The organism is Streptomyces sp. NPDC098101, assembly GCF_044760185.1.
Taxonomy (GTDB): Bacteria; Actinomycetota; Actinomycetes; order Streptomycetales; family Streptomycetaceae; genus Streptomyces.
Window position 1 is genome coordinate 54129 of record NZ_JBIWAS010000007.1, and the last position, 26203, is coordinate 80331.

The window sequence follows — 26203 nt, forward strand, 5'->3', positions numbered from 1 at the left end:
ATCGGTGGCGGGTCGGTGGGCTCGTCCGCCGGTGGCGGACCCAGGGGGGCTCATCCGCAGGTGGCTGGCCCGGGAGGGCTCATCCGCCGGTGGCGGGGCGGTGGCGCAGGACGAGGCCGTACTCGTTCTCCTCCACGACCTCGAAGAGCGGGGAGCGCTTGAGTGCGTCCCGGAGCCGGTCGAAGCCGCCCGCCGGGAGGTAGCCCTCGCCGATGACGGCCTCGCCCTGGGTGCGGGTGAGGAGCACGTAGGCGGGCTTGCCCTCGGGGATGCCGCCGGCGAGGTAGGAGGCCGGGTCCTTCAGCATCCGCAGGTTCTCGTCGACCTCCTGCTCGGTGAAGAACCAGCGCTCGTACCGGTCGTAGCGGTAGTACGCGTCGGGGAAGGCGCCGGTCGCGGCGAGGAACAGGGAGCCCTCGGGCGCCCGGTCGAAGGCGCGGCGGGTGAGCGCGGTCTCGCCGGGCGGCGCGTAGTGCATCCCCTCCTTGCCGTAGTACGAGGGCAGGAAGCCGGCCAGCATGGCGATCAGGGTGACGGGCAGGGCGACGGCGGCGACGCGGCGGGCGGCCGTGGCGGCGCGGCTCGCGGCGCCGACGGCGGGGACGAGCGCGGCGGCGGCGAAGAACGCGGAGCCGGGCAGGCCGAAGAGGTAGACGCGGAAGACCATCTCGCCGCCGTAGTCGTTGACGGCGAACATCGGCAGCGGCGCGGCGGCGGCCAGGACGAGCGGCAGGGCGCTGCGGGCCAGTTTGCGGCGGAGCAGCACGGCGGCGGCGGCGAGGCCGCCGAGGGAGAGCACCATCAGGATGTTGGCGCTGCCGACGAGTTCGGGGCCGGGGCCCGTGGGGTCGCCCGCGAAGCCGGGGCGGGAGTTGGCGAGCAGGTCGCCGGCCTTCTCGCGCAGGGTGCCGAGGGTTTCCAGGAAGAGCTCCCGGCCCATGGTGAGGTTCCAGGCCAGCATGACGAGGCCGCTGGTGACGAGGAGTCCGATGTTGCGGTAGCGGCGGGTGAGGCAGAGGGCGAAGAGCGTCGCGCACAGCATGATCGGGGTCAGCTGGTGGCTGGCGTTGATGGTGGCAATCACCGGCAGCAGGATCAGGACGGCGATCGCCCGCTGCCGGGTGGTGGTGGGCGGCGGGACGGCGGAGGCGGCCGGGTCGAGCGTGCTCCGGTCGCGCAGCGGGCCCGCCGAGCCGGGCAGCACGAAGTGGCGGACGACGACGGCGAAGACGGTGAGGTAGAGCAGGTACGAGAAGCCCTGCGGGGACAGGTAGTCCTGGCCGACCCAGTTCGCCAGCTGGAAGATCCACACGCCGGTCCACACGAGCCGCCAGTCGTCGCTGAACGTGCGGTAGACGAGGATGAGGACGGGCACGGTGAGCAGGCCGAGGGCGACCGGGGCCCAGTTGATGAAGGACGCGGCGGCGTCGACGCCGAAGGCGCGGACGAGGGCGGCGTCGAGGGAGAAGAAGCCGGGCCACTGGTCGTAGGCGGACATGCCGCCGGAGAGCTCGGTCCCGGGGTGGACGGTGCCCTGGTCGAGCAGCCGGCTGATGATCGCGTCGTGCTTGGACGCCCAGGCGTAGCGGACGTTGTCGTAGAGGATCGCGGGCGGCGCCTTGAGCGCGAAGAGCATGGCCGCGCTGTAGGTGGCGGGCCAGAGCGGGGCGGTGCCGGCCCGGCGCAGGGTGAGGACGAAGCCGCCGGTCAGGACGGCGAGCGAGGCGTAGAAGGTGAGCGGGAAGCGGTCGAGGAGCCCGAACTCCGCGATGTTCCGGAAGTCGATCCGGGGCAGCGCCCAGGCCCAGAGCGCGGCGGCGAGGAGGAGGGGGAGGAGGTTGAGGGCGTCGGGGGAACGGAGGGCGGCGAGGAGCCGGGCCCGGCCCCGGGGTCCGGAGCCGGAGGCGGCTCCGCCGGGGGTGGGGGTGGTTGCTGTGCCGGGGGCGGGTTTGCCTGCGGCGGGGGCGGGTCCGGCTGCGTTCGGGGCGGTTGCGGCAGCGGTGCCGGGTTTGCCTGCGGCGGGGGCGGGGGTGGTTGCTGTCTCGATGCCGGTGGCGGGGGTGAGGGTGGTGCCGGGGGCGGAGGCGGTTCTGGTGCCGGGGGCGGTTCCGGTTCCGGAGGCAGCCCCGGTTCCGGAGGCGCTACCGGAGGCGGAGACAGTCCCGGTGCCGGAGGCAGGGACGCTCCCTGCGGCAGGGGCGCTCCCCGGGCGGGGGGCCGGGACGGTTCCGGTGCCGGGGGCGGTCCCGGTGGTGCCAGGGGTCGAGGCGGTCCCGGTAGCGGCCCCAGAGGGGGCCTCGGTCCCGGTCTCGGCGTCGGTTCCGTTCTCGCCCCCCGCAGGGGCGGGCGCCTTGGTCTCTGGGGACTCCTGGGGGCCCGGAGGCGCCTGGGGATCCTGGGACTCCAGGGAACCCTGAGTCTCCTGGGGATCCGGGGACTCCAGAGGGCCCGGGGACTCCCGGAAAGTCCCCTCCCCCGGCTCCTCCCCGCCCGTCGTGGCGGGTCGCGGCGGCACACCGCTCCCGGTCACCGGTGCGGGCACCTGACGCTGCACGGCCTCTCCCCCCACGAACTGTCCCTTTCGGCGAAGTACGGAAGGTACTTCGGTCTTGTCGGTGCGTCCAACACCGGCCGCACGGACCGGGGTTGCTGATCTCCGGACGCTGCTCAGCCCGCGAAGCCGGGCCCCTTGAGCAGGGTGCGGGCCCTGCGGTACATCCGCCAGCCGACGGTGGGCAGCGAGTCCGGGTAGGGCGCGGCCTTCGCGCCCCGCCCCTCCATCCACCGCTCGACGTCGGCGACGGTGTGGCTCCGGCGCAGGATGAGCCGGGCGATGCGGTAGACCTCGTCCGTGCCGGAGCTGAGCGCGTGCCGCACGGCGACCGCCGAGGCGTACCCGGCGGCCGCGGCGGCCCGCCGGACGGCCGGGCTGTTGTAGCCGTGCGGATAGGCGAGGTGCGTGACCTCGTGCCCGAGGACGTCCTCCAGGACCGTCTTCGCCTCGCGCAGTTCGCGGCGCAGGGCGTTCGGCGCGAGGGTGTCGAGCTGCGGGTGGGTGACGGTGTGGGCGCCGATCTCCATCCCGTACTGCTCCAGGCGCGGCGCCTGGGAGAGGGTCATCATCGGCGCGGGCGGCAGCAGGCAGGGCCGGCCGGGGGTGATGGCGCCCGTGGTCAGGTACGCGGTGGACGGGAGGCCGCGCGAGGCGAGGGCCTCGGCGGTCGGCCCGGCCAGGTCGGCGAAGCCGTCGTCGAAGGTGAGGACGACGGGCCGGGGCGGCAGCGGGGTGCCGGTGGCGAGGTGCTCGACGAGGGTGCCGACGGTGACGGCGGTGCGGCCGCTGGCGACGATCGCGTCGAGCTGGGCGGCGAACTCCCTGGGGGAGACGGTGAATTCGGCGATCCAGTCCGGCGGGTCCTCCATCACGGCGTGATAGAGGAGGACGGGTATGAGGACCCGGGGGACGCGGGGGGCCCGGGTGGCACGGGGCGCGCGGGGGCGCCCGGACGTGCTCGTCATCGGGAACCCGCCTTCCGCAGACGGGCCTTGGCGTAGCCGAGCGGACCGTAGAACATGCCGCGTCGCTCCAGTCGGGAGAGGCTGCGAGGCCAGGGGTGGTGGTGGGTGCCGTGCTCGCCGGGAACACCCCCGTCGGGAGCCTCCCCTCGCTGGGCGGTCATCGTACGGGCGTGCGCGAGGCCGCGCGGCAGCCGGGCGAGGAGCGCGGGCAGCAGCCGGGGCCGGCGGACCAGGGTCGCGGTGAGGTACGCGGTGAGGCCGGCGCCGTAGCCGTACGCCTGGTTCCGCAGGTCCTGCCAGGTGTCGCGGTGGTGGTGCCAGACGAGGGCCCGCGCGGTGTAGCGGAGGCGGAAGCCGGCGGAGAGGACGGCGACGAAGGCGTACAGGTCGTCGCCGCCCTTCGCGGCGGTCCCGGTGCCGGTGGCGGGGTCGAAGCCGCCGGCCCGGCGCAGGGCGTCGGCGCGGAAGGCCATGTTGGCGCCGGAGCCGAAGCTGCCCGCGGTGAACGGGAAGAGGGGTTCGTCGGCGGGCGGCCGGGCCGGGTCGTACAGGCGCGGGGCGAAGCCCTTGGCGAAGCCGCCGTGCGATTCGAGGAGGACCTGGGCGGGGGTGGCGAGCCGGGCGGGCAGGATGAGGCCGGTGACGCAGCCGAGGCCGGGGTCGGCGGCGAAGGGCTCGGTGAGGGCGGTGAGCCAGTGCGGGTCGGCGATGACGTCGTCGTCGGTGAAGGCGACGACGGTGCCGTCGGCGGCGGCGAGCCCGGTGTTGTGGGCGACGGCGAGGCCGGGGACGTCCTCGCGGACGTACCGGACGCGGTCGCCGTACGTGCGGGTGACGAGGGCGTGGGTGGCGCCGGTGCGGGGCGCGTTGTCGACGACGATCAGCTCGAAGTCGGGGTGGTCCTGGGCGAGGAGCGAGTCGAGGGCGCGGGCGAGCTGCTCGGGGCGCTCGCGGGTGGCGACGACGACGGAGGCGCGGGGCGGGGCGCCCGCACCGGCCTCGTCCCGGCTGTCCGCGAACCACTCGGCGAACCGCTCGGCGTCGGTGAGGGGCGCGGTCCGGGCGAGCCGTTCCCGGGCGAGGGCGGCGAGCGCCTCGGCGGGGTCCTCGCCGTCCGCGACGGTGCCGACGACGGTGGCGGCGGGCCGCCCCCGGAGCCGTACGAGCGCGTAGACGTCACCGGCCTTCACCTCCGGTCCGCCGGGCGCGGGCCGGAACGACAGGACGGGCCCCCCGGGCGCGGCGAGGTCGAGCTCGGCGACGGAGAGGGGACGGGGGAGGGCGGCGGGGTGGTTCAACGGGGATCTCCCGGGGACGTGACGTGCGGACGGGGGCGCGGGAGGGTCAGCGCTCGCCCCGCAGGCGGGCGATCCGGTTGAGGGCGGTCCGGCCGCGGGCGGCGAGGGCGGGGCGCTCGCGGACGAAGGAGTGGAAGCGCCGGGCGGGCTCGCGGCCCGCCCAGTGGAGGGCGGCGCGGGCGCCGGGCCGGACGACGGCCCCCTCGTACACGGTCAGCTCCCCGGTCTTGAGGGCATCCTTGTACTCGGCGTCGCCGCGCCCCAGGTCGAGCATTCCGATCCCGGCGGCGGCCGCCGCCTCGGCCATCCGCAGGTGGAGGACGAGGCCGGGCGAGTACTTGGCGAACTCGGGGTCGTACGCGGGGAACCAGCAGGACAGGACGGTCGCGGACCGGAGCCCGAAGTGGGCGGCGACGGGCCGCTCGCCCGCGTACAGCACGGAGAGCACGCCGGAGCAGCCGGGCGTGCGGAGGGCGTGCAGGCGGCGGACGAGGGCGGTGATCCACTCCTTGGCGAAGCGGTCGCGGCGGCCGGTCCTGCGGTACTGGGCGGACTTCCACTCCATGAGGGTGCGCAGGGCCGCCGGGTCGCGCTCGTCGAAGACGAAGCGGACCTCGCCGTCGGCCCGGCGGGCGAGCCGCCGCTCCTTGGCGAGGGTGGTCTTGAGGAACTTGGGCGACTGGACGCGCAGGAGCGCCTCGTAGGCGGCGTACCCCTCGCCGACGTCGATCACGGGCGAGGCGAAGGACTCGACGGCGGCGCCCTCGAAGACGGGCTGCCCGTCCTCCAGGTTGTCGAACTTCCAGCCCGCGAGCCCGCAGTGGCGCAGCAGGGCGCGCGCGCCGGGCCGCAGCCCGTCCCGCAGGACGGCCCCCTGGCTGTCGGACACGCCGAACCCGATGGCCCTCCCCTGCCCCAACGGCCCCTTCTCGTAAGGGAAGAACCCGACGGGCTCGTCCCCCTCCCACCAGACGGCGACCCGCGCCCGGGGCCGCACCTCGGCGACCGCGCGGGTGAACTCCGGTTCCATGAACGGATTGGCGGGCGCGCCGGACTTGACCCGCAGCTCCCGCCACGCCTCGATCTCGCGCGCGCTCAGCTCCCCCGGCCGCACGACCCGCATGTGGACAGCGCTCAACCTGTCGACCCCCCGGTCTTCCCCCCTGAGTCCCGCCAGGAAAGGACGGTACCGGTCCGCAACGCTCGGAGACAGGGATACTCGGTCTTTCCGTGACCAACCCGTGAAGGTGGGGACAGGTCGAAGTCCCCCGCGGGTACGGGGCCTTCCCGCCCGCGCTCCGGAAACCCCGTGGCGGCGGCGCGCGGGCCCCCGGTACCGTCGGCCACCCCTCGCCCCGGAACGAAGGCACCGCCATGACCACCCCCCGCCCGACGACGACCCTCTGGCGCCCCACGGGCCCCGTGGAGCTGGACCTCGTCCGGAAGTCGGGTTGGCGCGCCTGGCCTCCCCGCCTCCCCGAGCAGCCGATCTTCTATCCGGTCCTGAACGAGGACTACGCGATCCGGATCGCCCGCGACTGGAACGTCAAGCACGACGGCGCGGGCTTCGTCACCCGCTTCGAGGTCGACACGGAGTTCCTGCGCAGGTACCCGGTCCGGCGGGCGGGCGGGCGGACGATCCTCGAACTGTGGGTGCCGGCGGAGGAGCTGGAGGAGTTCAACGCGCACGTCGTGGGGGAGATCCTGGTGGTCCACGAGTTCCGCTGAACACCGTTCCCCGTACTGAGGAGTCCCCGATGAGCGTGCGCCGCGCAGTCCCCAACCTGCGTACGGAATCCCCGCAGGAGAACAGGGACTTCTACGGTCTCCTCGGCTTCGAGCAGGTCATGGACCACGGCTGGATCGCGACTCTCGCCTCGCCGACCGTGCCCGCCGCCCAGCTCAGCCTGATGGGCGCGGACCTGACGGCTCCCGTCTCCCCCGACCTGAGCGTGGAGGTGGAGGACGTGGACGCGGTGTACGCGGCGGTGCGGGCGGCGGGCGCGGAGGTCGTGCACCCGCTGACGGACGAGGAGTGGGGCGTCCGCCGCTTCTTCGTGCGGGATCCGGACGGCCGGGTGGTCAACGTGCTCGGCCACCGGGCCTGACCGGCCGAACAGGCCCTAGTGGAACGTCAGTCGTTCCACCTGTCCGGGTTCGTACGTCTCCTCGACCGGCTCGCCGTTGACGACGAGCCGGAAGGCGTCCGCGTCTCCCAGGGTGACGTTGAGCAGGTCCTCGTCCTTGAAGGTGCGGGTCTGGCCCCGCTGGAGGATGTCGTCGAAGAGCGTCCGCCCGTCGGAGGCCTTCACCGTGAGCCAGGCCTTCCGCTTCTCGGCGGTGACCACCACGGTGACGACGCCCGGGAGGCCGGCGGCGGTGGTCGGCGGGGTCGTGGCGGGAGCGGAGGGCGTACCGGTGGCCGAGGAGCTCCGCCCCGGGCCCGGCGCGGCGGCCGAGGGGTCGCCCCCGCGGTCGTCCTTCTGCGCGAGGAGGTACCCGCCGCCGGCCAGGACGGCGATCACGGCCGCGGCGACGAGGACGGCGGGGAGGACGCGCTTGCGGGGCGCGGCCGGGTGAGGCCGGTCGGATACGGATCGGTCGGATACGGATCGGTCGGGCACGGGACGGCCGTCCACCGCTCCGGCCGGCTCCGCCGGGACGGCCACGGTGGGCGTGTACGGGGCCGAGCCCGGCACGAACAGGTCCAGGAGCTTGGCGGGGGTGGGCCGGTCGGCGGGGTCCTTGGCCAGGCAGGCGGCCACCACGGGCCGCAGCCCCCGCGGCACCGCCGAGAAGTCCGCGGGCTCGTGCACCGAGCGGTACATCAGCGCCATCGGCGTACCGGCGCCGAACGCGCTGCCGCCCGCCGCCGCCACCAGAACGGCACCGAGCGCGAACACGTCCGCCGCGCCGTCGACCTCGGCCCCCTGCGCCTGCTCGGGTGCGAGGAACCCGGGGGTGCCGAAGGCGGACCCGGTGGAGGTCAGCCGGGTGGACTCGACGGCCCGCGCGATCCCGAAGTCCAGGACGCGGGGCCCGTCCCCGGCCATGATGATGTTGCCCGGCTTGAGGTCACGGTGAACAAGCCCGCAGGCGTGGATGGCCTGCAGCGCCTCCGCCAGAGCCGCCCCCAGCATCCGCAGCCGGTCCTCGCCCATCGGCCCGTGCTCCGCGAGCAGCCCGCTCAGGGTGGGCCCGGAAATGTACGCGGTCGCGAGCCAGGGCGCCGGCGCCTCCGGATCCGCATCCACCACCGAAGCCGTGTGGAACCCACCCACCTTCCGCGCCGCGGCCACCTCCGCCCGAAACCGCTCCCGAAAGTGCGGATCGGCGGCCAACTCGGGCCGGGCAACCTTGACAGCCACCGGCCGCCCACCCCGCGACCGCGCCAGATACACCGTCCCCATCCCACCCGCACCGAGCTCCCGCTCGACGGCGTAGCTTCCGATGCGCTCCGGCAGTTCCGACCCAGGCCCCATGTCCCGCACGACCACTCCCCCTACGCGCTGCGGCACATCAGTATGACCGGTCACTCGCGTCGCGGGGGTTTCCGGCCCGCCCCTCAGGCCACCCTCACACCCCTCCTCCACACCCCCGACACCAGCGGTACGCCCGGCCGGTAGGCCAGGTGGACGTGGGACGGGGCGTTCAGGAGGGTGAGGTCGGCTCGGGTGCCGGAGGTGAGGCGGCCGATGTCGGTGCGGCGGAGGGCGGTCGCGCCGCCGGCCGTGGCGGACCAGAGGGCCTCGTCGGGGGTCATGCCCATGTCCCGGACGGCCAGGGCGATGCAGAAGGGGACGGAGGAGGTGAAGGAGGAGCCCGGGTTGCAGTCGGTGGAGAGGGCGACCGTGACGCCCGCGTCCAGGAGGCGGCGGGCGTCCGGCCACTCGGCGCGGGTGGAGAACTCCGCGCCCGGGAGGAGGGTGGCGACCGTGTTCCCCGAGGCCAGGGCGTCCACGTCCGCGTCCGTCAGGTGCGTGCAGTGGTCCGCGCTCGCCGCGTCCAGTTCCACCGCCAGCTGGACGCCGGGGCCGTACGAGAGCTGGTTGGCGTGGATGCGGGGGTGGAGGCCCTTCGCCCTGCCCGCCGTCAGGATCGCGCGGGCCTGGTCGCCGTCGAAGGCGCCCTTCTCGCAGAAGACGTCCACCCAGCGGGCGTACGGGGCGCAGGCGTCGAGCATCTCGCCGGTCACCAGGTCGACGTAGGCCGCCGGGTCGTCGGCGTAGTCCGGGGAGACGATGTGCGCGCCGAGGTAGGTGACCTCGTCCGTGTGCTCGGCGGCGATGCGCAGCGCGCGGGCCTCGTCCTCGACCGTCAGGCCGTAGCCGGACTTGGTCTCGAAGGTGGTCGTGCCCTGGGCGAGGGCCTCGCGCAGATAGTGGGCGACGTTCGCCGACAGGGCCTCGTCGCTCGCCGCGCGGGTCGCCGCCACCGTCGTGCGGATGCCGCCCGCCTTGTACGGCTGCCCGGACATGCGGGCGTTGAACTCGGCCGTGCGGTCGCCCGCGAAGACCAGGTGCGAGTGGGAGTCGACGAAGCCCGGGATCACGGCCCGGCCCTCCGCGTCGACCCGGTTGTCAGTGGCGGGTGCTTTGCTGGATTCACCGACCCAGACGACACGGTCGCCTTCCACGACGACGGCCGCGTTCTGGATCAGACCCAGGGGGGTTCCATCACCGAGGGAGGGATCGTTGGTGACCAGGCTCGCGATGTTGACGATGGCGGTGGCGGGCGCCGCCACGGCGCTGTTCGCGCTCGTGGGGGCGGAGGTCGCCGCCGCGCTGTTCCTCGCCTCGGGGCCGGTGTTCATGATGAGGGGTGTCTCCTTCAGCCGCGCAGGGCGGCGATCGAGTCGGCGAGGGCCCGGGGCACGTCCGGTACGGACGAGTGGACCCCGTCCCGTACGACGTGGCGGCCGCCCACGACCGTGTGACGCACGTCCGCTGCCGACGCCGCGAATACCGCCGTCTCGGCTGCCAGACGCGGTGCCGGTCCCGCTGTCCTGACGGAGTCCAGGGCGATCGTCGTGAAGTCGGCGAGGGCGCCCGGCGTCAGCTCGCCCGCCTCCTGCCAGCCGAGGGCCGCGTGGCCGTCCGCCGTCGCCGCGCGCAGCAGCGCGGCCGCCGTCCAGTGGCCCCGGATGTGGGTGCGCAGGCGCTCGTTCAGCTCCATGGCCCGCGCCTCTTCGAGGATGTCGACGACCGCGTGGCTGTCGCTGCCCAGGGAGAGGGGGGAGCCGGCGCGCTGGAGGTCCACCGCCGGGCCGATGCCGTCCGCGAGGTCGCGTTCGGTCGTCGGGCACATGCAGGTGCCGGTGGAGGACGAGCCGAGGAGGGTGATGTCGTTCGGGGTGAGGTGGGTGTTGTGGACGCCCGTCGTCCGGGACCCCAGTACGCCGTGCTCCGCCAGGAGCCGCGTGGGGGTGAGGCCGTGGGCCGCCAGGCAGGCGTCGTTCTCGGCGGTCTGCTCCGAGAGGTGGACGTGGAGGGGGGCCTCCCGGCGCCGGGCCCAGTCGGCCACCGTGGCCAGCTGGTCCGCCGGGACGGCCCGTACGGAGTGGATCGCCGCCCCGATCCGTACGCCGTCCCGCTCCTTGAGGGCCGAGGCGCGCTCGGCCCAGGCGTCGGCCGTGCCGTCGGTGAAGCGGAGCTGGTGGTGCTCGGGCGGGGCGCCGAAGCCGGAGGAGAGGTAGGCGGTGTCGAGGAGGGTGATGCGGATGCCCGCCTCGGCGGCGGCCGCGATCAGGGCCTCGCCCATGGCGTTGGGGTCGGCGTACGGGGTGCCGCCGGGGGCGTGGTGGAGGTAGTGGAACTCGCCGACGGAGGTGATCCCGGCGAGCGCCATCTCCGCGTACACCGCGCGGGCGAGGGCGAAGTAGCTGTCGGGGGTGAGGCGCTGGGCGACCTTGTACATGGTGTCGCGCCAGGTCCAGAAGGTGCCGGAGCCGACCTGGACCGTGCCGCGCAGGGCGCGGTGGAAGGCGTGCGAGTGCGCGTTGGCCAGGCCGGGGACCGTCAGGCCGCGCAGGACCTCCGCGCCCGGGGGCGGGGCCTCGACGCCCGTGCGGACCGACGTGATCCGGCCGTCCGCCACCTCCAGGGCGACGCCCGGCTCGACCACGGGGTCGATCCAGGCGTGCTCCAGCCAGTACGTGGTCGTCAGCGGCACGCCAGCTCCTCCAGTACGTCGGCGAGTGCGCGGACCCCGGCCAGGCAGTCGTCCTCGGCCGCGAACTCGGCCGGGGAGTGCGAGACGCCCGTGGGGTTCCGTACGAACAGCATGGCGGTCGGGATCGATTCGGACAAAATGCCCGCGTCGTGTCCGGCGCCGGTGCCGAGGACCGGAACCTTGCCCGAGGTGTCGGCAGTCGCGTCGCCCAGGATCCGGGACAGTTCGTCGCGCAGGGCGTGCGAGAAGTCCACGACCGGGGTGAAGGACTCGCGGACGACCGTGAGGTCGATGCCGTGGCGGTCGGCGTAGTCGCGGGCCGCCGTCTCGACGCCCGCGACGACCGCGTCCAGGGCGCCCTGGTCGGCGGCGCGCGCGTCGAGCCAGCCGCGCACGAGGGAGGGGATGGCGTTGACGCCGTTGGGCTCGACCGCGATCTTGCCGAAGGTGGCGACGGCGCCCGCGAGTTCGGCCTCGCGGCGGGCGGCGAGGACGGTCTCGGCGTAGGTGAGCATCGGGTCGCGGCGGTCCACCAGCCGGGTGGTGCCCGCGTGGTTGGCCTCGCCCGCGAAGTCGTACCGCCAGCGGCCGTGCGGCCAGATGGAGGAGGCGATGCCGATCGCGTCGCCGGACAGGTCCAGGGCCCGGCCCTGCTCGACGTGCAGTTCGACGAAGGCGCCGATGCGGGCGAGCCGCTCCGGGTCGGGGCCGATGGCGTCGGGGTCGTACCCGGCGGCCTCCATGGCCTGCGGGAGGCTGGTCCCGTCGCCGTCGCGCAGCTCGTACGCCTGCTCCTTCGTCAGGCGTCCGGCGGTGAGCCGGGAGCCGACGCAGGCGAGGCCGAAGCGGGCGCCCTCCTCGTCGCCGAAGTTGACGATGGCGAGGGGGCGCTTGAACGAGACGCCCCGGGCGCGCAGTTCGTCGAGGGCGGCGAAGGAGGAGACGACGCCGAGGGGGCCGTCGAAGGCGCCGCCGTCGGGGACGGAGTCCAGGTGGGAGCCGGTGACGACGGCGTCGCCCGCCGTGGGGTCGCCGAGCCAGGCCCACTGGTTGCCGTTGCGGTCGGTCTCGACGTCCAGGCGGCGGGCCTCGGCCTGCATCCGGAACCAGAGGCGGCAGTCGGCGTCGGCGTCCGTCCAGGCGTAACGGCGGTAGCCACCGGAGGCGGCGCTGCGGCCGAGGGGCCGCAGCGACCGCCACATGGCGTGGAAAGTCTCGCTCACGCGGAGCCTTCCCCGGAAGCGGAGGCCCCGGAAGCGGAGGCGCCGGAGCCGGAGGCCCCGGAAGCGTCGTCGCCCTCGCGCATCGGGACGCGGACGCCCTTCTCGTCCGCGACCCGCTCCGCGATGTCGTAGCCCGCGTCGACGTGCCGGATGACGCCCATGCCCGGGTCGTTGGTCAGCACGCGGCGGATCTTCTCGCCCGCGAGGGCGGTGCCGTCGGCGACGGAGACCTGGCCGGCGTGGATGGAGCGGCCCATGCCGACGCCGCCGCCGTGGTGGAGGGAGACCCAGGAGGCGCCGGAGGCGACGTTGACCATGGCGTTGAGCAGCGGCCAGTCCGCGATGGCGTCGGAGCCGTCGAGCATGGCCTCGGTCTCGCGGTACGGGGAGGCCACCGAGCCGCAGTCCAGGTGGTCGCGGCCGATGGCGAGGGGGGCGGCGAGGGTGCCGTCGGCGACCATGTCGTTGAACATGGCGCCGGCCTTGTCGCGCTCACCCTGGCCGAGCCAGCAGATGCGGGCGGGCAGGCCCTGGAAGTGGACGCGCTCGCCGGCCATCTTGATCCAGCGGTGCAGCGACTCGTTCTCCGGGAAGAGGTCGAGGATCGCCTTGTCGGTCTTGTGGATGTCCGAGGCCTCGCCGGAGAGCGCGGCCCAGCGGAACGGGCCCTTGCCCTCGCAGAACAGCGGACGGATGTACGCCGGGACGAAGCCCGGGAAGGCGAAGGCGCGGTCGTAGCCCGCGAGCTGGGCCTCGCCCCGGATCGAGTTGCCGTAGTCGAAGACCTCGGCGCCCGCGTCCATGAAGCCGACCATGGCCTCGACGTGCCGGGCCATCGACTCGCGGGCCCGGGTGGTGAACCCGGCCGGGTCCTTCGCCGCCGCGTCGGCCATGTCCTCGAAGGCGACGCCGACGGGGAGGTAGGAGAGCGGGTCGTGAGCGGAGGTCTGGTCCGTGACGATGTCGATCGGGGCGCCCTCGGCCAGCATCCGGGGCAGCAGCTCGGCGGCGTTGCCGAGGAGGCCGATGGAGAGCGGGCGGCGGGCGTCGCGGGCCTCGGTCGCGAGCGCGAGGGCGTGCTCCAGGGAGTCCGCCTTCACGTCCAGGTAGCGGTGCTCGATGCGGCGCTCGATGGCGCGCGGGTCGACGTCGATGCAGATGGCGACGCCGTCGTTCATCGTCACGGCGAGCGGCTGGGCGCCGCCCATGCCGCCGAGACCGGCGGTCAGGGTGATGGTCCCGGCCAGGGTGCCGCCGAACTTCTTGGCGGCGACGGCGGCGAAGGTCTCGTACGTGCCCTGGAGGATGCCCTGGGTGCCGATGTAGATCCAGGAGCCGGCCGTCATCTGGCCGTACATGGTGAGGCCGAGCTGCTCCAGGCGCCGGAACTCCTCCCAGTTCGCCCAGTCGCCGACCAGGTTGGAGTTGGCGATGAGGACGCGGGGGGCCCACTCGTGGGTCTGCATGACGCCGACCGGGCGGCCGGACTGGACGAGCATCGTCTCGTCCTGCTTGAGGGTGCGCAGGGTGCGGACCATCGCGTCGAAGGAGCGCCAGTCGCGGGCGGCCTTGCCGGTGCCGCCGTAGACGACGAGCTTGTCGGGGTGCTCGGCGACCTCGGGGTCCAGGTTGTTCTGGAGCATCCGGAGGGCGGCCTCCTGCTGCCATCCCAGGGCGCTCAGTTCCGTACCGCGCGGGGCCCGTACGGGGCGGGGTCCTGACATGGCGGTGCCTCCTCGAATGTCGTTCAGATATTCACATCCTGGCGGCATGAATAGTTGTAGTCAACAGGGCCCCCTCATCGCGCGGCGCCACGCGGTGCCGCACCGGCACGGGACCCGGCGCCCTCCCGCTCCCGCACCCGATGGACGACCATGGCCCCATGGCCCCCTCCCGTCGCGATCTCGCCGTCCGCGCCTCCGTCGACCAAGGTCTCCTCTCCCCCGCCGAACCGGTCGTCGCCCTCCTCGACACCGCCGGCATCCGCGCCTCCGCCGCCGCCCTGACCGGCGCCTTCGCCGCCGTCACCGACGCGCCCGTGCTGCACGCCTTCGCCGTGAAGGCCGCCCCGCTCGTCCCCGTCCTGCGCCTGCTCCACGAGGCCGGGATCGGGGCCGAGGTGGCGAGCCCCGGCGAGCTGGCCCTCGCCCGCGCCGCCGGGATCCCGCCGGAGCGCACCGTGCTCGACTCCCCCGCCAAGACCCCGGACGAGCTGCGCCGGGCCCTCGCGCTCGGGGTCGCGGTCAACGCCGACAACCTCCAGGAGCTGGACCGGCTCGACGCCCTCGTCGCCTCGGGACCCACCGCCTCGCCCCTCGGCCTCCGGGTGAACCCGCAGGTCGGAGCCGGTTCCATCGACGCGCTCTCCACCGCGACGGCCACCTCCAAATTCGGCGTGGCGCTCCGCGACGAGGGCGCCCGCAAGACGGTCGTCCAGGCCTTCCTGGACCGCCCGTGGCTGACCCGGCTGCACACCCACACCGGCTCCCAGGGCGTGCCGCTCGCCCTGATGGCGGAGGGGGTCGGGGAGGCGTACGCGCTGGCCGAGGAGATCAACCGGGCCGCCGGCCGCCGACAGGTCGACACCCTCGACATCGGCGGCGGCCTGCCGGTGAACTTCGCCTCCGACGAGGAGACGCCGACCTACGCGGAGTACGCGCGGCTGCTCGCCGACACCGTCCCCGGCCTCTTCGACGGCCGCTACCGCCTCGTCACCGAGTTCGGGCGCTCACTTCTGGCCAAACACGGCACGGTCCTCGCCCGGGTGGAGTACACCAAGACCTCCGGCGGCCGCCCGATCGCCGTCACCCACGCGGGCGTGCAGCTCGCCACCCGTACGGTCTACGCCCCCGCCTCCTGGCCGCTGCGGATCCTCGCGTACGACTCCGAGGGTCGTCCCCACACCGGGGAGGGTGCCGTCCAGGACGTGGCGGGCCCCGCCTGCTTCGCCGGGGACCTGCTCGCCACGGGCCGCGAGCTGCCGCTGCTGCGGCCGGGGGACGTGGTGGCGGTGCCGGACACCGGCGCGTACTACTTCGCCCACCACTACGCGTACAACAGCCTGCTCCGGCCGGGGATCCACGGCTTCACCACGGCCGGGGACGGGACGGTGGCGTTCACCGCCGTCCGCGGGCCCCAGACGCTCGACGAGGTCGTCGCCGAGGCGGGCGGGGACCTGGCGGACGCGCTGGTGCGCCCGCCCGCGGAACGGGAGGCCGAAGAGGAGGCCGACCGGGAGGATCGAACACAAGGCGGACCGCCCGTCCGGTAGCGCCGCCCCCGCGCCCCGGCTTCCATGAAGGCATGACTGGAACGGATACGGGCACCACCTCCGTCGTCGTCGAGCGCCGGGTCGCCGCCTCCGCCGGGCGGGTCTGGGAGGCGATCACCGACCTGCCGGACCTGCCCCGCGTCCTGACCGGCGTCCAGAAGGTGGAGGTGCTCACCCCGGGCGGCTTCGACGTGGGCACGCGCTGGCGCGAGACCCGGCGGATGCTGGGCCGGGAGGCCACGGAGGAGATGACCGTGACCGCCTGCGAGCCGCCCGAGCGGTACGTCACGACCGCCGACTCCCACGGGATGCACTACGTCTCCGAGCTCACCCTCGCGCCCGGCGGGGACGGGTCCACCGTCCTGCGGATGACCTTCTCCGCCCGGCCCGCGCACGGCCGCGCCCCCGGTCTCCTCGGCCGGCTGTTCACCCGCTTCGGGGCGAAGGCCGTCGCCAAGGCGCTCGCGAAGGACCTGTCGGACATCGCGCACGCGGTGGAGTCCCGGGCCTGACGGCCCCGCCCCGTCCCTCCGCCTCGGCCGAGGGATCAATTTCCGTCAGACCCGGGCATGTTCCGATGGAAAATGCCAGAACACCTCCCCCGGACCGGAACGTTCAGTAGCGTCACCGTTACTGCCGCACGTTCGCACGCCGCATCGGGAGGGGAATCCGCGTGCCCGGAATCGACGAGTGCCTGACGGAGGCCATGACCCTACCGGGTGCTCGGGGCGCCTCCCTGGTCGACTGGACCAGCGGGCTCGCGCTGGGAACGGCGGGCGACTCCCCCGTCGGGGACCACGAGACCACGGCCGCCGAGACCGCCGAACTGGCCCGCTCGGCAGCCGAGTTCGACACCTTCCTGGCCACCGACGAGGACGCCGGAGGGACCGGGGACGAGGAAGGGCCGCCCGTCGAGGACCTGATCGTCACCACCCGGGCCGGCTACCACGTCCTCCGCTTCGTCGAGACCTCCTTCGACAGCAGCGTCTTCCTCCACCTCTGGCTCGACCGCGACACCGGCAACCTCGCCCTCGCCCGCATACGGCTCCGCGACATAGCCGAGAAGCTGGTCCTCGGATGAGCGCCGTCGCCACCCCCGTCTCCCCGATGCTGGTCCGGCTCGCCGCCGAGAAGGCCACCGGGGCCCTGCTGCGCGACCACGGCACGCTCTACCTCGTGGACGGCCGGGTCGTGCACGCCGAGAGCCCCGCCTCCCCCGGCGTCGACGTCCTCCTCACCACCGGCGGCCGGCTGCCCCGGGAGAACTGGGACGAGGCCGTCGACCGGGCCGGCGCCCACCGCGCGGTCGGCCGCTTCCTCGTCGACAGCGGCCGGCTCCAGGACGGGGAGCTGGAGATCTGCCACCTCGGCGCGGTCTTCGACGCCGCCTTCTTCGCCCTCTCCCCCACCAGCGGCCCGACCCGCTTCCGGTACGGGGTGGGGCACTGGTTCGGCACGGTGCGGCCGGTCTCGGCCGAGGCCGTCGAGCGCGAGACCGTGCGCCGCCGCGAACTCCTCGACGCCGTCTGGCCGTACCCCGCCGTGGACACCGCCCCGGTCGTCCCCCGCCCCGCCGCCCCCGGCCAGACCGTGGGGTCGCGGCAGCGCGCCCTGCTCGCGGCGGCCGACGGCGAGCGGACCCCGGCGGAGCTGGCCCGGCTGCTCGGCCGCCCCGCCTTCCACACGCTCCTCGACGTACGGCGGCTGGCCGCCGCCGGGCTCGTCGAGACCCCGCTCACGCCCGGACCCGACCCCGTGCCACCGGCACCGGCGCTCTTACCCGTCCTGCCGGTGCCCGATCCCGACATCGCCCTGCTGCGCCGGCTCCGTGACGCCCTGGAGGCACACCTGTGATGAGGCGTGCCCTGCGCATACGCGCCGAGAGGAGACAGCTCATGACGGCAGAAGCCGAGGTCCTCGGCGAGCTGAGACGGCTGCGGGCGCGGCTGCCGCAGCTCACCGGAGCCCTGGCGGCCAGCGCCGACGGCCTCGTCCTGGCCCACGACACCGTGGACGGCGAGGCGGAGAGCGTGGCCGCGCTGACCGCGGCGGCGCTCGGCGTCGGCCAGCGGCTGACCGACTCCACCGGCCAGGGCCGCTTCCGCGAGCTGCTCGTACGCGGCGAGAGCGGCTACGTGGCGACGTACGCGGCGGGCGGCTCGGCCGTCCTGACGCTGCTCGCGGAGCCCCGGATCAACGTGGGGCGGCTCCATCTGGAGGCCCGCAGGTCCAGCGCCCGGATAGGCGAGCTGGTCGACGGGGCCCTGGAGCGCAGGGAGCCGAACCGCCTGGGGCAGCTCCCGCCCCCGTACCCCGGGAAGCCCCCGCACCCCGGGAGCCCGCCGCTGCCCGGGCGGCCCCCGGTCCGCGAGGCCCGCCACCCGAGGAGCCCGTAGCCCCGGAAGGCCCGTAACCCCGGAAAGCCCCGGCCCCGGCGTCCCCACCGACCGGGAAGCCACCACCCGAGAAGCACGTCACCCAGAAGGAAGAAGTACGACACCATGGCGAACACCGAGACCTCCCTCAAGGAAGCGGCCTCCATCGAAGGCGCGATCGGCGCTGCCCTCGTCGACTACACCAGCGGCATGGCGCTCGGCACGATCGGCGGCGGCAAGGAGCTCGACCTCAACGTCGCCGCGGCCGGCAACACCGACGTCGTCCGGGCCAAGGTCCGGGCGATGGAGATGCTGGGGCTCAACGACGAGATCGAGGACATCCTCATCACCCTCGGCACCCACTACCACCTGATCCGGCTGCTCAAGGGCCGCAACACCAACGGCCTCTTCCTCTACCTGGCCCTGCACAAGGACCGGGCGAACCTGGCGATGGCCCGCCACCAGCTGAAGAAGATCGAGGCCGAGCTGGAGGTCTGACGGCCGGCAGCCCTCCGGTCCGCTACTCGACGAACAGGCCCCGCGCCGCCGCCTTCGCGTCGAACTCCTCCAGGCGCGCCTGCGCGTCGGGGAGTTCGTCGGCCATGGCCTCCAGGAGGACCCGGCCGAGCATCATGGGGGCGCAGGCGGTGTCGAAGGCGAGCCCGGTGCCGACGGCGGCCGGGATCAGCAGGTCGCTGTGGGCGGCGACGGGCGCGAACGCCGAGTCGGCGACGGTCACGACCGCGAGCCCGGCCGCCCGCGCGTACTCCAGGGCCTCGACGACCTCGCGCGGGTGCCGGGGCAGCGCGAAGCAGAGCAGGGCCGTGGCCCCGGCCCGTACGGTCGCGTCGACGCGGTCCGTGAGCATCGAGCCGCCCTCGTCGAGCAGCCGGACGTCCGGGTGCACCTTGGCGGCGAAGTAGGCGAAGCCGCGCGCCTGCGAGGAGGCGGCCCGCAGTCCGAGCACGGGCAGCGGGCGGGAGCGGGCGAGCAGCCGGCCGGCCCGCTCGACGGGCCCGGGGTCGGCGAGCAGCCCGGCGAGGTGCCGGAGGTTCTCGATCTCGGCGAGCACGGCCTGCTGGTACTCGTTGTGCTCCTCGCCCCCGCCGGACCCGGCTCCGGCCCCGGGGGGCGCGACCTCCCGCAGGTGGCGGCGGAGCGCCGGGTACCCGTCGAAGCCGAGGGCCACGGCGAAGCGGGTCACGGAGGGCTGGCTGACCCCGGCGAGCTCGGCCAGCTCCACGCTGGACAGGAACGGCACGTCCCCGGCGCGCCGCACCATGCAGTGCGCGATCCGCCGCTGGGTCGGCGTCAGCCGGTGCCCCTCGAAGAGGGCCTGGAGCCGACCGGCCGGGCTGTCGCTCACGTCGCCCTCCCCTTTCACCTATTCACTCGCACGTCACTCTGCATAAGGATATGCACGATCCGGTGCGGGCGGTCCTGGGAAGAGGATGGCCGAAGGGCCCCCCGCCACCGCGAGGGGCCCTTCGGTGAAGCTTGGCGCGGGGACCGCCGCACCCCCGTTGCCGGGGGGCGGGACGACGGCGGTCCCCGCGAGGGACACGGGCCCGGGTCAGGGCCGGTCCGCGTCCGTGGCGTCTGTGGAGGCCCGGGAGCCGCTCCGGAAGTCCGTGACGCCGACGAGGAACAATGTGCCGGACGCGTGTTAAGCGGGTGCTGCGCGGACGTGTCGCGCTCGTACCAGTTGCGCGAACTCGTCCGCGCGGGCCGCTCCCGGACCCGCCCCGCGGTGCCGTACGGCCGCCCCCGGGCCTACTTCGCGTCGCTGCCCGCCAGGAAGGCCAGCAGGTCCTGGCGGCTGACGACGCCGGTCGGCTTGCCCTCGACCAGGACGATCGCCGCGTCGGCGGCCTCGCCCAGGACGGACATCAGGTCGGCCACGGGCTCGCCGGAGCCGACCTGCGGCAGCGGCGCGCTCATGTGGCGCTCCAGCGGGTCCTCCAGGGAGGCCCGCTTGGTGAAGAGGGCGTCGAGCAGCTCGCGCTCGACGACCGAGCCGACGACCTCGGCGGCCATGACGTCGGGGTGGCCGGCGCCGGGCTTCACGATGGGCATCTGGGAGACGCCGTACTCGCGCAGCACCTCGATGGCCTGGCCGACGGTCTCGTCCGGGTGCATGTGGACGAGGGAGGGCAGGCCGCCCTCCTTGTGGCGCAGGACGTCCGCGACGGTGGCGGAGGAGGTGTGCTCCAGGAAGCCGTAGTCGGCCATCCACTCGTCGCTGAAGATCTTGGACATGTAGCCGCGGCCGGAGTCCGGCAGCAGCACGACCACGACGTCGTCGGGGCCGAGGCCGCGGGCGACCTCCAGGGCAGCGACGACGGCCATGCCGCAGGAGCCGCCGACGAGGAGGCCCTCCTCCTTGGCGAGGCGGCGGGTCATCTGGAAGGAGTCCTTGTCGGACACGGCCACGATCCCGTCGGCGACCCTGCGGTCGTACGCGCTGGGCCAGAAGTCCTCGCCGACGCCCTCGACCAGGTACGGACGGCCCGAGCCGCCCGAGTAGACGGAGCCCTCGGGGTCGGCGCCGATGACCTTGACGGCGCCGCCGCTGGCCTCCTTGAGGTAGTTGCCGGTGCCGGAGATGGTGCCGCCGGTGCCGACGCCCGCGACGAAGTGGGTGATCTTCCCGTCCGTCTGCTCCCACAGCTCGGGACCGGTGGTCTCGTAGTGCGAGCGCGGGTTGTTCGGGTTGGAGTACTGGTCGGGCTTCCAGGCGTTCGGCGTCTCGCGGACGAGCCGGTCGGAGACGTTGTAGTACGAGTCCGGGTGCTCGGGGTCCACGGCCGTGGGGCAGACCACGACCTCGGCGCCGTACGCGCGCAGCACGTTGATCTTGTCCAGGGACACCTTGTCCGGGCAGACGAAGATGCACTTGTAGCCCTTCTGCTGGGCCACGATCGCCAGGCCGACGCCGGTGTTGCCCGAGGTGGGCTCGACGATGGTGCCGCCGGGCTTCAGCTCGCCGCTGCGCTCGGCCGCCTCGATCATCCGCAGGGCGATCCGGTCCTTGACCGAGCCGCCGGGGTTGAAGTACTCGACCTTGGCCAGGACGGTCGCCTGGATGCCCGCTGTGACGTGGTTGAGCTTCACCAGCGGGGTGTTGCCGACGAGGCTGATCATCGAGTCGTGGAATTGCACCGTAATCTCCGGGGTCTCCGTAATGGTGTGGCCAGCGTATGCGTAGTCGGAGCGGGTTACGGGGCAGTTACACCGTGAACGGCTTGAAGGAGGTGACGGCCCCATGTCCAGGGCGAGGGTGGCGCGGCGGATCGCGGCGGGTGCGGCGTACGGCGGCGGGAGCATCGGACTCCTCGGGGTCGCGGCGGTGGGGGTCCTGCTCGCCGAGGCGCACATCGCGAAGCGGACCGTGGGCGGCGGGGCGGCTCCGATGCCGCCCGCGGCGGACGGGCTCTACGGCCGGGCCTTCGGGACGGAGGACCCGCTGCGACTGGCCCTTCTGGGTGATTCCACGGCGGCGGGCCAGGGCGTGCGCCGCACCGGCCAGACCCCGGGCGCGCTGCTCGCCTCGGGGCTCGCGGCGGTGGCGGAGCGGCCGGTGCTGTTGCGGAACGCGGCCCTGTCGGGGGCGCGCTCGGACGATCTGGAGCGGCAGGTGTCGCTGCTGCTGGCGCAGCCCCTGGGGCCGCCGGACGTGTGCGTGATCATGATCGGGGCGAACGACGTGACGCACCGGATGCCGCCGACGGAGTCGGTGCGGCTCCTGGCGGCGGCGGTGCGGCGGCTGCGGACGGCGGGCTCGGAGGTGGTCGTCGGCACCTGCCCGGATCTGGGCACGATCGAGCCGGTCTACCAGCCGCTGCGCTGGCTGGCCCGGCGGGCGTCGCGGCAGCTGGCGGCGGCGCAGACGATCGTGGTGGTGGAGCAGGGCGGGCGGACGGTGTCGCTCGGCGACCTGCTCGGTCCGGAGTTCGCGGCGAACCCGCGCGAGATGTTCGGGGTGGACAGCTTCCACCCGTCGGCCGAGGGGTACGCGACGGCGGCGATGGCCGTCCTGCCGACGGTCTGCGCGGTGCTCGGCGCGTGGCCCGAGGCGGACCGGCTGGAGCCGGCGCGCCGGGAGAACATGCTGCCGGTGGCGAAGGCGGCGGCCGAGGCGGCGCGGGAGGCGGGCACCGAGGTCACGGGCGCCCGGGCGCCGTGGGCCCTGCTCAAGCACCGCCGCCGGCGCCGGCTGCCGGTCGCGGGCGCCCCGGAGGAGACGGGCGCGGCCTCCGCCGGGACGGGAGGGACGCTGGAGGCACCGGCGGGCGCCGCCACCCCGACGGAGACTCCGGCCAACTGAACACCCGGGGGAAGCCGGCTTCCGGCCGGCACCGCTCCCGCCGGAGCACCTGCCGGAAGCCGGATTCCGGGCGGCGCCGCCCCGGGCGGGGTGCCCGCCGGACGCCCGCCTCCGGCGGCACCGCCCCCGCCGACTGAGCGCCCGCTTAGAAAAGAGGTCCGCATCACACGCCCGTCCCGGTGACCCGTGCGGTACGTACGGGTAACTTCCTTTTCAGTCCGCCCACTCCGCACCCTCATGGAGCCGTGATGCCCGAAGCCGTGATCGTCTCGACCGCCCGTTCCCCGATCGGCCGGGCCTTCAAGGGCTCCCTGAAGGACCTGCGCCCGGACGACCTGACCGCGACCATCGTCCAGGCCGCCCTGGCGAAGGTGCCCGAGCTGGACCCGCGCGACATCGACGACCTGATGCTGGGCTGCGGTCTGCCCGGCGGCGAGCAGGGCAACAACCTGGGCCGGATCGTGGCCGTGCAGATGGGCATGGACCACCTGCCGGGCTGCACGATCACCCGTTACTGCTCCTCCTCGCTCCAGACCTCCCGGATGGCGCTGCACGCGATCAAGGCGGGCGAGGGCGACGTCTTCGTCTCGGCCGGCGTCGAGATGGTGTCCAGCTTCACCAAGGGCAACTCGGACTCGCTGCCCGACACGCACAACCCGCTCTTCGCCGAGGCCGAGGCCCGCACCGCCGAGGTCGCCGCCTCCGAGGGCTCCACCTGGCACGACCCGCGCGAGGACGGCCTCGTCCCCGACGCGTACATCGCGATGGGCCAGACCGCCGAGAACCTGGCCCGCCTCAAGGGCATCAGCCGCCGGGAGATGGACGAGTTCGGCGTACGGTCGCAGAACCTCGCCGAGCAGGCCATCAAGAACGGCTTCTGGGAGCGCGAGATCACCCCGGTGACGCTGCCGGACGGCACGGTCGTCTCGGCGGACGACGGCCCGCGCGCGGGCGTCACCCTGGAGGGCGTGCAGGGCCTCAAGCCGGTCTTCCGCCCCGACGGCCTGGTCACCGCCGGCAACTGCTGCCCGCTCAACGACGGCGCCGCCGCCCTGGTGATCATGTCCGACACCAAGGCCCGCGAGCTCGGCCTGACCCCGCTGGCCCGGATCGTCTCCACCGGCGTCTCCGGCCTCTCCCCCGAGATCATGGGCCTCGGCCCGGTCGAGGCGTCGAAGCAGGCCCTGAAGCGCGCCGGCCTCACCATCGGCGACATCGACCTGGCCGAGATCAACGAGGCCTTCGCCGCCCAGGTCATCCCGTCCTACCAGGAGCTGGGCCTCGACCTGGACAAGGTGAACGTCAACGGCGGCGCCATCGCCGTCGGCCACCCCTTCGGCATGACCGGCGCCCGCATCACCGGCACCCTGATCAACAGCCTCCAGTTCCACGACAAGCAGTTCGGCCTGGAGACCATGTGCGTCGGCGGCGGCCAGGGCATGGCGATGGTGATCGAGCGGCTCAGCTGAGCCCGCTCCCCTCGCGGACGGCGGCCAACCACGTCGCGTCCCAGCCGTGACCGAATCTCCCCCAGGATGTGACCTACGTCCCGGGGGAGTTCGTTTTCCCAGGTCAGAGCGGTTTCGGGACTAAACGCCTGGTAGAAATACCTGTCCAATTCGTGACGTAATGCACTGACAGCGGCCCCCACCTCACGACAAGCTGAGGTAGGAAGTCGGGGGATCGACTCGGAATCGGGAGTACGTCAGTGAGCGCCATGCCTCTTGCCCTGCTGCTGACCACGGCCGCCGCCACGGCCGTGGGCGCTGCCGCCCTGCACGCCGTCCACGGTCTCCGCAAGCAGGTCACCGCCCTGCGGCGCGAGCTGGCCGCCGGGCACGGCGTCACGGTTCCCGCCGCCCGGGCCACGCCCGCCGCCGAGATACGGGCCGCGGTCGCGGAGGCCCTGGCCGAGGAGCGCGAGCGCGAGCTCGCCGAGGCGCGGGCCTTCTGGGCCGCGCAGGAGGCCCGGGACGCGGCCGACGCCCCGTCCCTGCTGGGCGGCCTCGGCGGCCCGGCCGAGGACGGCTCCTTCTTCGTGCCGCGCCAGGCGGACTTCGTGGGCCTGGAGGCGATGGCCCTGGAGGCCATGGAGGCCGAGGCGGCGGCGCTGGACGGCGCGGCGGCGGAGCCGCTGGACGAGTTCCCCGAGGACTCCCCGGAGCTGGCCGCGGCCCGGCGCCGGCACCCCTCGCACCCGGACTTCGTGCCGGTGCAGACCCCGGTCGTCACCGACCACGAGCGGACGGTGGCGCGCCTGGAGGAGCTGGCCGACACGCGCACGGCCCTGACCGACGTCCGCCCGGGCCCGCTCGGCACCCTGGACGTGTACGTCTTCGCGGACGGCACCACGCTCTGTATGACCCCGGGGCACCGCGAGACCGCGGAGCGCCTCGCGGAGGCCCTGCGCGCGGGCCGCACCCCGGTCCTGCTCGGCGGCTCGGGCGTCTCGGGCGCCTTCGCCCTGACCTTCTCGTACGGCGACACGGACGAGGAGAACGTCTACATCCTCGCGGACCGCGTGATCGCCTCCCTGTAAGGCCGGGAACGGGCCCTACAGGCCCGAGCGCTCCGCCGCCTCCCGTACGAGCCCCACGGCCTCGTCCAGCTCCCCCGCGCGGGGGCCGGCCGGGGCCGTTCGCAGTGCCTCGGCCAGGTCGCTCCCGGCCACCACGAGCTGGTCGGCCACCGCGAAGACCCCGGCGTCCGGCATGGTCCTCGGCTCCCGGTCCGGGTCCTCGGCGCGCTGCGCGCGGACCGCGAGCTCCCGGGCGAGGGCGAGCCCCTCGGCCGCCGCGCCCCGCTGGAGGCGGCTCTGCGGGGCGGCCCGCAGCCGGTCGGCGAACCGCTCCACGGCGGCGGTCAGGTCACTCGTATCAAGCACCCCGCGACCCTACGCGCCGCCCGGGGCCTCCCGCCAACGGGCCGGAGAACGCGGAAGGGCCCGCCCGGCACGCAGCCGGACGGGCCCTTCCCCCCGAGTCAGGGGGTCGTGCGTCAGTCGTCGCCCTGGAGGATCGACAGCAGACGCAGCATCTCCAGGTAGATCCACACCAGGGTCATGGTGAGACCGAAGGCGGCCAGCCAGGCCTCCTCGCGCGGCGCGCCGTAGTTCACGCCGTCCTCGACCTGCTTGAAGTCGAGGGCGAGGAAGCAGGCGCCGAGGATGATGCCGATGACGCCGAACAGGATGCCGAGGCCACCGCTGCGGAAGCCGAGGCCGTCACCGCCGGCGAAGACGGCGAACAGCAGGTTGGTCACCATGAGGAGCATGAAGCCCATCGCGGCGGCCATCACGAAGCCGTAGAAGCGCCGGTTGACCCGGATCCAGCCCATCTTGTAGGCGATGAGCACGCCGGCGAAGACCGCCATGGTGCCCAGGACCGCCTGGATGACGACGCCGTCGGCGATGTACGTCGAGACGGCGGCCGAGATCACTCCGAGGAAGACGCCCTCGAAGGCGGCGTACCCCAGGATCAGCGCGGGCGACGGCTTGCGCTTGAAGGACTGCACGAGCGACAGGACGAGGGCGACCAGGGCGGCGCCGATGGCGATGCCGTAGGACTTGCCCAGGTTCGCCGGGTCGACCGGCAGCAGCAGCCAGGACAGGACGGCGGTGAGCACGACCGTGCCGAGCGTCATGGCCGTGCGGCTCACGACGTCGTCGATCGTCATCACGTTGCCGCGGGCCTGCTGCGGGGCGCCGAGCTGCGTGTCCTGCGGGGCGTACGGGTTGGTCGCGTACGGGTTCGTCGCGTCCCCGGCGTACGGGGTGCCGGTGGCGTACGGGTTGGTTCCGACGGCGGGGCCCCCGGCCTGCGGCTGCTGCGCGTTGAAGCCCGCGTAGCCGTTGTCGCGGCTGAACCCCCGTCGCGAGAAGACCGGGTTGCTGCTCCTCATCTCACTCCTCCATGGCAGACCGCACGGCGCGGCCTTGCGTCAAGGGTAATGCGTAGGCAAAAGAAACTCCCTAGTGCTCGGGGAGGATCTTTCCCTCATCTTCCCGCTCTTCCTCTCCC

General features: G+C 74.0%; 24 protein-coding genes. 11 read left to right on the forward strand and 13 right to left on the reverse strand.

Going from position 1 to position 26203, the window contains the following annotated elements; translation table 11 throughout:
- Positions 1 to 79: 79 nt before the first annotated feature.
- From ACIQVI_RS27810 to ACIQVI_RS27825, 4 genes are all read right to left on the reverse strand, one after another.
- Positions 80 to 2554 (reverse strand): hypothetical protein, encoded by a 2475-nt coding sequence (locus tag ACIQVI_RS27810; RefSeq protein ID WP_403600678.1) that lies wholly within the window; start codon positions 2552 to 2554, stop codon positions 80 to 82.
- Between the two features lie 113 nt (positions 2555 to 2667).
- Positions 2668 to 3423, reverse strand: coding sequence for a polysaccharide deacetylase family protein (locus ACIQVI_RS27815; RefSeq protein ID WP_403601219.1), 756 nt, complete (start codon positions 3421 to 3423; stop codon positions 2668 to 2670).
- Between the two features lie 92 nt (positions 3424 to 3515).
- A complete protein-coding gene (locus ACIQVI_RS27820; RefSeq protein WP_403600680.1) occupies positions 3516 to 4817 on the reverse strand; it encodes a glycosyltransferase in 1302 nt (433 codons plus the stop codon).
- Positions 4818 to 4863: 46 nt separating this feature from the next.
- Positions 4864 to 5940 (reverse strand): GNAT family N-acetyltransferase, encoded by a 1077-nt coding sequence (locus ACIQVI_RS27825; protein ID WP_403601222.1) that lies wholly within the window; start codon positions 5938 to 5940, stop codon positions 4864 to 4866.
- Between the two features lie 251 nt (positions 5941 to 6191).
- On the opposite strand from ACIQVI_RS27825, the gene ACIQVI_RS27830 reads away from it, so the two are divergent.
- Positions 6192 to 6545 carry a hypothetical protein gene (locus tag ACIQVI_RS27830; protein WP_403600682.1) on the forward strand — a complete coding sequence of 118 codons (354 nt, stop codon included), beginning with the start codon at positions 6192 to 6194 and terminating at the stop codon, positions 6543 to 6545.
- Positions 6546 to 6574: 29 nt separating this feature from the next.
- Positions 6575 to 6925 carry a VOC family protein gene (locus tag ACIQVI_RS27835; RefSeq protein WP_403600685.1) on the forward strand — a complete coding sequence of 117 codons (351 nt, stop codon included), beginning with the start codon at positions 6575 to 6577 and terminating at the stop codon, positions 6923 to 6925.
- 15 nt (positions 6926 to 6940) lie between these two features.
- Here the strand turns inward: ACIQVI_RS27835 and ACIQVI_RS27840 are convergent, their stop codons facing one another.
- The 5 genes from ACIQVI_RS27840 to hutU form a co-directional block, all read right to left on the reverse strand.
- Positions 6941 to 8299, reverse strand: coding sequence for a RodZ domain-containing protein (locus ACIQVI_RS27840; protein WP_403600688.1), 1359 nt, complete (start codon positions 8297 to 8299; stop codon positions 6941 to 6943).
- 83 nt (positions 8300 to 8382) lie between these two features.
- A complete protein-coding gene (gene hutI / locus ACIQVI_RS27845) occupies positions 8383 to 9630 on the reverse strand; it encodes an imidazolonepropionase (protein WP_403600691.1) in 1248 nt (415 codons plus the stop codon).
- A 17-nt stretch (positions 9631 to 9647) separates the two neighbouring features.
- Positions 9648 to 10988, reverse strand: coding sequence for a formimidoylglutamate deiminase (locus ACIQVI_RS27850; protein WP_403600694.1), 1341 nt, complete (start codon positions 10986 to 10988; stop codon positions 9648 to 9650).
- Complete coding sequence (locus tag ACIQVI_RS27855) at positions 10979 to 12190, reverse strand: allantoate amidohydrolase (RefSeq protein ID WP_403601225.1); 1212 nt, start codon at positions 12188 to 12190, stop codon at positions 10979 to 10981. The genes ACIQVI_RS27850 and ACIQVI_RS27855 overlap by 10 nt, the downstream gene beginning before the upstream one ends.
- 17 nt (positions 12191 to 12207) lie before the next feature.
- Positions 12208 to 13935, reverse strand: a complete 1728-nt coding sequence (hutU, locus tag ACIQVI_RS27860) for a urocanate hydratase (protein WP_403600697.1) — start codon at positions 13933 to 13935, stop codon at positions 12208 to 12210.
- 158 nt (positions 13936 to 14093) lie between these two features.
- Between hutU and ACIQVI_RS27865 the strand changes: the two genes are divergently transcribed.
- From ACIQVI_RS27865 to ACIQVI_RS27890, 6 genes are all read left to right on the forward strand, one after another.
- Positions 14094 to 15482: a diaminopimelate decarboxylase gene (locus ACIQVI_RS27865; protein ID WP_403600700.1), complete on the forward strand. Its 1389-nt coding sequence runs from the start codon at positions 14094 to 14096 to the stop codon at positions 15480 to 15482.
- A gap of 32 nt (positions 15483 to 15514) precedes the next feature.
- Positions 15515 to 15994, forward strand: coding sequence for an SRPBCC family protein (locus tag ACIQVI_RS27870; protein WP_403600703.1), 480 nt, complete (start codon positions 15515 to 15517; stop codon positions 15992 to 15994).
- A 161-nt stretch (positions 15995 to 16155) separates the two neighbouring features.
- Positions 16156 to 16563 (forward strand): hypothetical protein, encoded by a 408-nt coding sequence (locus ACIQVI_RS27875; RefSeq protein WP_351972534.1) that lies wholly within the window; start codon positions 16156 to 16158, stop codon positions 16561 to 16563.
- Positions 16560 to 17336, forward strand: a complete 777-nt coding sequence (locus tag ACIQVI_RS27880; protein ID WP_351972535.1) for a transcriptional regulator — start codon at positions 16560 to 16562, stop codon at positions 17334 to 17336. Before ACIQVI_RS27875 ends, ACIQVI_RS27880 begins: the two co-directional genes overlap by 4 nt.
- 41 nt (positions 17337 to 17377) lie before the next feature.
- Positions 17378 to 17878: a roadblock/LC7 domain-containing protein gene (locus ACIQVI_RS27885; protein ID WP_161371897.1), complete on the forward strand. Its 501-nt coding sequence runs from the start codon at positions 17378 to 17380 to the stop codon at positions 17876 to 17878.
- 105 nt (positions 17879 to 17983) lie between these two features.
- Positions 17984 to 18355 (forward strand): hypothetical protein, encoded by a 372-nt coding sequence (locus ACIQVI_RS27890; protein ID WP_351972536.1) that lies wholly within the window; start codon positions 17984 to 17986, stop codon positions 18353 to 18355.
- 22 nt (positions 18356 to 18377) lie between these two features.
- On the opposite strand, the gene ACIQVI_RS27895 is transcribed toward ACIQVI_RS27890, so the two are convergent.
- Together ACIQVI_RS27895 and ACIQVI_RS27900 are read right to left on the reverse strand one after the other, a co-directional pair.
- Complete coding sequence (locus ACIQVI_RS27895) at positions 18378 to 19223, reverse strand: MurR/RpiR family transcriptional regulator (RefSeq protein ID WP_403600708.1); 846 nt, start codon at positions 19221 to 19223, stop codon at positions 18378 to 18380.
- Positions 19224 to 19630: 407 nt separating this feature from the next.
- A complete protein-coding gene (locus ACIQVI_RS27900) occupies positions 19631 to 21019 on the reverse strand; it encodes a cystathionine beta-synthase (RefSeq protein ID WP_351969609.1) in 1389 nt (462 codons plus the stop codon).
- Positions 21020 to 21122: 103 nt separating this feature from the next.
- On the opposite strand from ACIQVI_RS27900, the gene ACIQVI_RS27905 reads away from it, so the two are divergent.
- The 3 genes from ACIQVI_RS27905 (at position 21123) to ACIQVI_RS27915 (ending at position 24723) form a co-directional block, all read left to right on the forward strand.
- On the forward strand, positions 21123 to 22184 hold the full coding sequence (locus ACIQVI_RS27905; RefSeq protein ID WP_351969610.1) for an SGNH/GDSL hydrolase family protein: 1062 nt from the start codon (positions 21123 to 21125) through the stop codon (positions 22182 to 22184).
- 248 nt (positions 22185 to 22432) lie between these two features.
- A complete protein-coding gene (locus ACIQVI_RS27910; RefSeq protein WP_121833336.1) occupies positions 22433 to 23653 on the forward strand; it encodes an acetyl-CoA C-acetyltransferase in 1221 nt (406 codons plus the stop codon).
- Between the two features lie 248 nt (positions 23654 to 23901).
- Complete coding sequence (locus tag ACIQVI_RS27915) at positions 23902 to 24723, forward strand: hypothetical protein (protein ID WP_402444907.1); 822 nt, start codon at positions 23902 to 23904, stop codon at positions 24721 to 24723.
- Positions 24724 to 24738: 15 nt separating this feature from the next.
- Here ACIQVI_RS27915 and ACIQVI_RS27920 read toward each other — a convergent pair whose 3' ends face one another.
- Entirely contained in the window at positions 24739 to 25068 is a 330-nt protein-coding gene (locus ACIQVI_RS27920) for a hypothetical protein (RefSeq protein ID WP_161371898.1), read from the reverse strand.
- A 113-nt stretch (positions 25069 to 25181) separates the two neighbouring features.
- On the reverse strand, positions 25182 to 26084 hold the full coding sequence (locus ACIQVI_RS27925) for a Bax inhibitor-1/YccA family protein (RefSeq protein WP_351969612.1): 903 nt from the start codon (positions 26082 to 26084) through the stop codon (positions 25182 to 25184).
- Positions 26085 to 26203 lie beyond the last annotated feature (119 nt).